Source organism: Bordetella petrii, assembly GCF_020991325.1.
Taxonomy (GTDB): Bacteria; Pseudomonadota; Gammaproteobacteria; order Burkholderiales; family Burkholderiaceae_B; genus Bordetella_A; species Bordetella_A petrii_E.
This window is the reverse complement of record NZ_JAJMLX010000368.1, coordinates 1-3638: the sequence shown is the minus strand read 5'-3', so window position 1 is coordinate 3638 and position 3638 is coordinate 1. Positions and strand designations below refer to the sequence as shown.

General features: G+C 66.5%; 6 protein-coding genes. 4 read left to right on the top strand and 2 right to left on the bottom strand.

Annotated features, from left to right (window positions below; all coding sequences use genetic code 11):
- The first annotated feature begins 121 nt into the window (after positions 1-121).
- Complete coding sequence (locus tag LPZ50_RS23020) at positions 122-310, top strand: c-type cytochrome (RefSeq protein WP_230665152.1); 189 nt, start codon at positions 122-124, stop codon at positions 308-310.
- A gap of 11 nt (positions 311-321) precedes the next feature.
- Complete coding sequence (locus LPZ50_RS23015; RefSeq protein ID WP_230665150.1) at positions 322-1179, top strand: c-type cytochrome; 858 nt, start codon at positions 322-324, stop codon at positions 1177-1179.
- A gap of 6 nt (positions 1180-1185) precedes the next feature.
- Here the strand turns inward: LPZ50_RS23015 and LPZ50_RS23010 are convergent, their stop codons facing one another.
- The gene (locus LPZ50_RS23010) at positions 1186-1845 is read right to left on the bottom strand and encodes a methyltransferase family protein (RefSeq protein WP_230665148.1); all 660 of its coding nucleotides are present in this window, start codon (positions 1843-1845) and stop codon (positions 1186-1188) included.
- A gap of 179 nt (positions 1846-2024) precedes the next feature.
- On the opposite strand from LPZ50_RS23010, the gene LPZ50_RS23005 reads away from it, so the two are divergent.
- Complete coding sequence (locus tag LPZ50_RS23005; RefSeq protein ID WP_230665146.1) at positions 2025-2636, top strand: nitrile hydratase subunit alpha; 612 nt, start codon at positions 2025-2027, stop codon at positions 2634-2636.
- A gap of 16 nt (positions 2637-2652) precedes the next feature.
- A complete protein-coding gene (gene nthB, locus LPZ50_RS23000; protein WP_230665144.1) occupies positions 2653-3288 on the top strand; it encodes a nitrile hydratase subunit beta in 636 nt (211 codons plus the stop codon).
- On the opposite strand, the gene LPZ50_RS22995 is transcribed toward nthB, so the two are convergent.
- Positions 3249-3638: MFS transporter (locus LPZ50_RS22995; RefSeq protein ID WP_230665143.1), on the bottom strand; the 390-nt coding region annotated here is incomplete at its 5' end. The two genes, nthB and LPZ50_RS22995, sit on opposite strands and share 40 nt — an antisense overlap.

Here is a 3638-nt window from a genome sequence, read left to right as displayed (position 1 = left end):
GCGCATGAAGCCCGCGTTGCCCCAGGTGGCGAACCCGTAGAAAAGCATCCAGAACCACTGCCATGGCCCCAGCTGCATCAGTTGCCATACCATTCCCGGCATCAAGGGGGCGCACGCGCGCGTGGGGCCGTCGTTGCGGCAACTGGGCAACCGCGCCTACCTGGGCGGGGTTGTTGCCAACACGCCGGACAATCTGGTGCGCTGGCTGCTGGATCCGCCGGCCATGGCGCCGCACACGGCCATGCCCAAGGTAGGCCTCAGCGTGGCCGAGGCCCGCGACGTGGCCGCTTATCTGTTGACGCTGCGCTGAAGGACGCCGCCATGACTTCCCGCCTGCGCATCATAGGCCTTACCCTGGGGGCGGCTGCCGCCGTGGGCATAGTAGGCGCCGTGGGCCTGGTGTACAGCGGCTGGTACGACAGCAGTGCCACCCGGCCCCACACCGCGCCCGTGAATCATGTGCTGGACATCGCCCTGCAGCGCGCCGTGACGGTACGCGCGGCCCGTGTGGACGTGCCGCCGCTGGATGATCCCGAGCGCGCCATCAACGGCTTCAGGCTGTTCCGCGCCCACTGTGTGCAGTGCCACGGCGCACCCGGCGTCGCGCCCGATCCATTCGCCCGCGGCCTGATGCCGGCCCCGGCCTCGCTGGTGGATACAGCCAGGCACTGGCCGGCCGGCGAGGTGTATTGGGTGATACGGTACGGCGTCAAGATGACGGGGATGCCAGCCTGGCAGTACCGCATCAGCGACGAAGAAATCTGGGACGTGGTGGCCTTCATGAAAACGCTGCCCCAATTGTCGCCCGTGCAATACCGCGACTGGAACCAGCGCCACCCCCGAGAGCCTGCCGCAGCTGCTCCGGCGGTTGCGGATTCGCCTCTGCGGCCGGGCGATGCCGAAGCAGGGCGGCTGGCCATGCAGCAGTACCTGTGCGTCACCTGCCATGCGATTCCCGGCGTGGTGGGCGCCAATCGGCACGTGGGGCCGCCGTTGGAGGGCATGGCGAACCAGCAGTACATTGCCGGCCTGCTGCCGAATACGCCCGCCAATATGGTGCGCTGGCTGCGCAACCCCCAGGACATCGATCCCGCATCGGCCATGCCCGACCTGGGCGTCAGCGAACAGGACGCGCGCGATATGGCGGCCTTTCTGGCCACGCTGGACGATGTTCCATAGCAGGGCTCAGTAGACCCAGGGAACCAGGCGCCAGGTGCGCTTGCGGTAGGCCTCGTACTGCACGCCGAAGTGCGCCCGCAGCAGTTTTTCTTCGCTGCGCATGCGGGCGATCAGCGGCGGCAATACGCACAGCATCAGCAGTATGCCCACCACCGAACGGAACACCAGCGCCCACCCCAGCAGGCTGATCAGCAGACCGAGATAGCTGGGGTTGCGGATGGTGCCGTAGATGCCGGTGGTAACCAGTTCGTGGCCGGGTTGAATGGCCACCAGCCCGCTGAAGCGCCGTCCCAGCACGAACACCGGCCACAAGCGCAAGGTTCCGCCCGCGGCAAACAGCAGCACGCCCAGCCAGCGCGTGGCATCGCCATCGATGACCCACAGCGCGTGGCGGTCGGTATAGGCGGGGGCCCAGCCGCTCAGCAGCCCGATGATGGCGAAGGCGGTCAGCACCCAGCGGTTGTCGCGGTCTTCGTATTCGCCAGGGTTGAGATTGCCGCCGCTGAACATGGCGGTAATGGCCAGCGCGAACAGTACCAGGGCCAGGGCAATGCGGGCGGGATGGGCAAAGAACGCCGCCACGCCGCCGTAGCCGATGATGGCCAGGGCCAGGTAGAACAGGGTGCCCAGCAAAGTAGCGAGTGCGATGGCGGGAGTGGGGCGCATGGGGCCTCGCGGTGGCGGAAATGTGGAGCCGCAGGCGAACTGTCCAGGCCATGATAATCCTGTTTGTACCGATACATGCACATACAGGCGGCGTGGCCGGGTCCACGGCCAACTACAGTAATATCGAACGCAGGCTCGGTCGTCCGGCCGGCGCTGGTTACCGGATTGGGGAAGTCTTTATGTCTATGCCTGATATGAGCCGGCGCGTGGATGCGCTGGCCGGATTACTGCAGACCAAGGGGCTCATCGACGAGCGCACCGTGTCCGACTACGCGCACAAGGCCACGGTAGAGTGGTCGCCCGCCATAGGCGCCGGGCTTTGCGCACGTGCATGGCTCGACCCCGAATTCAAGCAAGCGCTGCTTGCCGACGGCAAGGCGGTCGCCGCCGAACTGGGGTACGCCATGCCGGAACACCATGGCAGCCTGGTGGTCAAGGAAAACACGGCGGACCTGCACAACGTGATCTGCTGCAGCCTGTGTTCCTGTACGGCCTATACCATCATCGGCATGGCGCCCGGCTGGTACAAAGACGTGAATTACCGGGCGCGCATCGTGCGCGAAGGCCGCAATGTGCTGGCCGAGATGGGGCTGCAGCTTCCGCCGGCCATGAAGCTGCGCATCTGGGACACCACCACCGATACCCGGTACATGGTATTGCCGATGCGTCCGCCGGGCACCGAAGGCTGGAGTGAAGCCCAGTTGGCCGGCCTGATCGCGCAAGACCACTTGATCGGCGTGGCGCGCCTGGAACCGCCGTTCGCGGCCCCGGCGGCGGCTCCCGCCAACTGACTCAAAAGGAAACGACATGGATGGCATGCACGACCTGGGCGGCAAGCAGGGGTTCGGCTTCATTCAGAAAGAAGCCCAGCGCGCCGGGCTGAAAGAAAACTGGGAAATCAAGATCAGCGCGTTGATGGGGCGCCTGGTGGGCCAGCACTGTTTCAACATGGACGAGTACCGCCACGCCATCGAGCGCATGGCGCCGGCGCATTATTTGTCGGCCTCGTATTTCGAGCGCACTTTTACGGCTGTGGCCAGCCTGTGCCTGGAAAAAGGGCTGATCACGGCCGAAGAGTTCCGTCGGGCGGCGGGCGAGGCCGTGCCCCTGTCGGTGCCGAGCAAGCCCGGCCGCACGCACGAAGGCGCCTTGCCCGGCCTGAAAATCGGCGACACCGTCAGGGTGCGCAACCTGTTCGTGCCCGGCCATATCCGCATGCCGGCCTATGTGCGGGGCAAGACGGGCAAGATCGTGGGCGTGTCGCCCGCTTATCCGTATCCGGACGCCGCGGCGCATGGCCTGGATTGCGCGCGCCAGGCTACTTTCGATGTCTGTTTCCAGGCCGGCGATCTATGGGAGAACGGCAGCGACAGCGCCGAGGTGCATGTCGGGCTGTTCCACGCCTACCTGGAAAAAGTGGAAGGCTGCGCCGCGGGCATGTAGCGCAGGGTCGCCCACCAGCAGAGCAGCGCCAACAGGCTGATGGCGGCGCCCAAGATGCACACCCCTTGCCACCCCGCCCGCGCGTAGGCGGCCGTGGCGCCGATGGCGCCCAGTCCGCTGCCCATGGCATAGAACAGCATGTACAAGCCCACCAGGCGGCTGCGCGCTTCTGGCCGGGTGCGGAAGATCATGCTCTGGTTGCTGACGTGCAGCGCCTGGCCGCCCAGGTCCAGCAGCACGATGCCAGCCACCAGGGCCCATAGCGACCAGGGCATCAGCGACAAAGGCCACCAGGCCAGCAGCAGCGCCGCCAGGGCCGCCGCCGTGGTGGGCTGGCCCAGGCCGCGGTC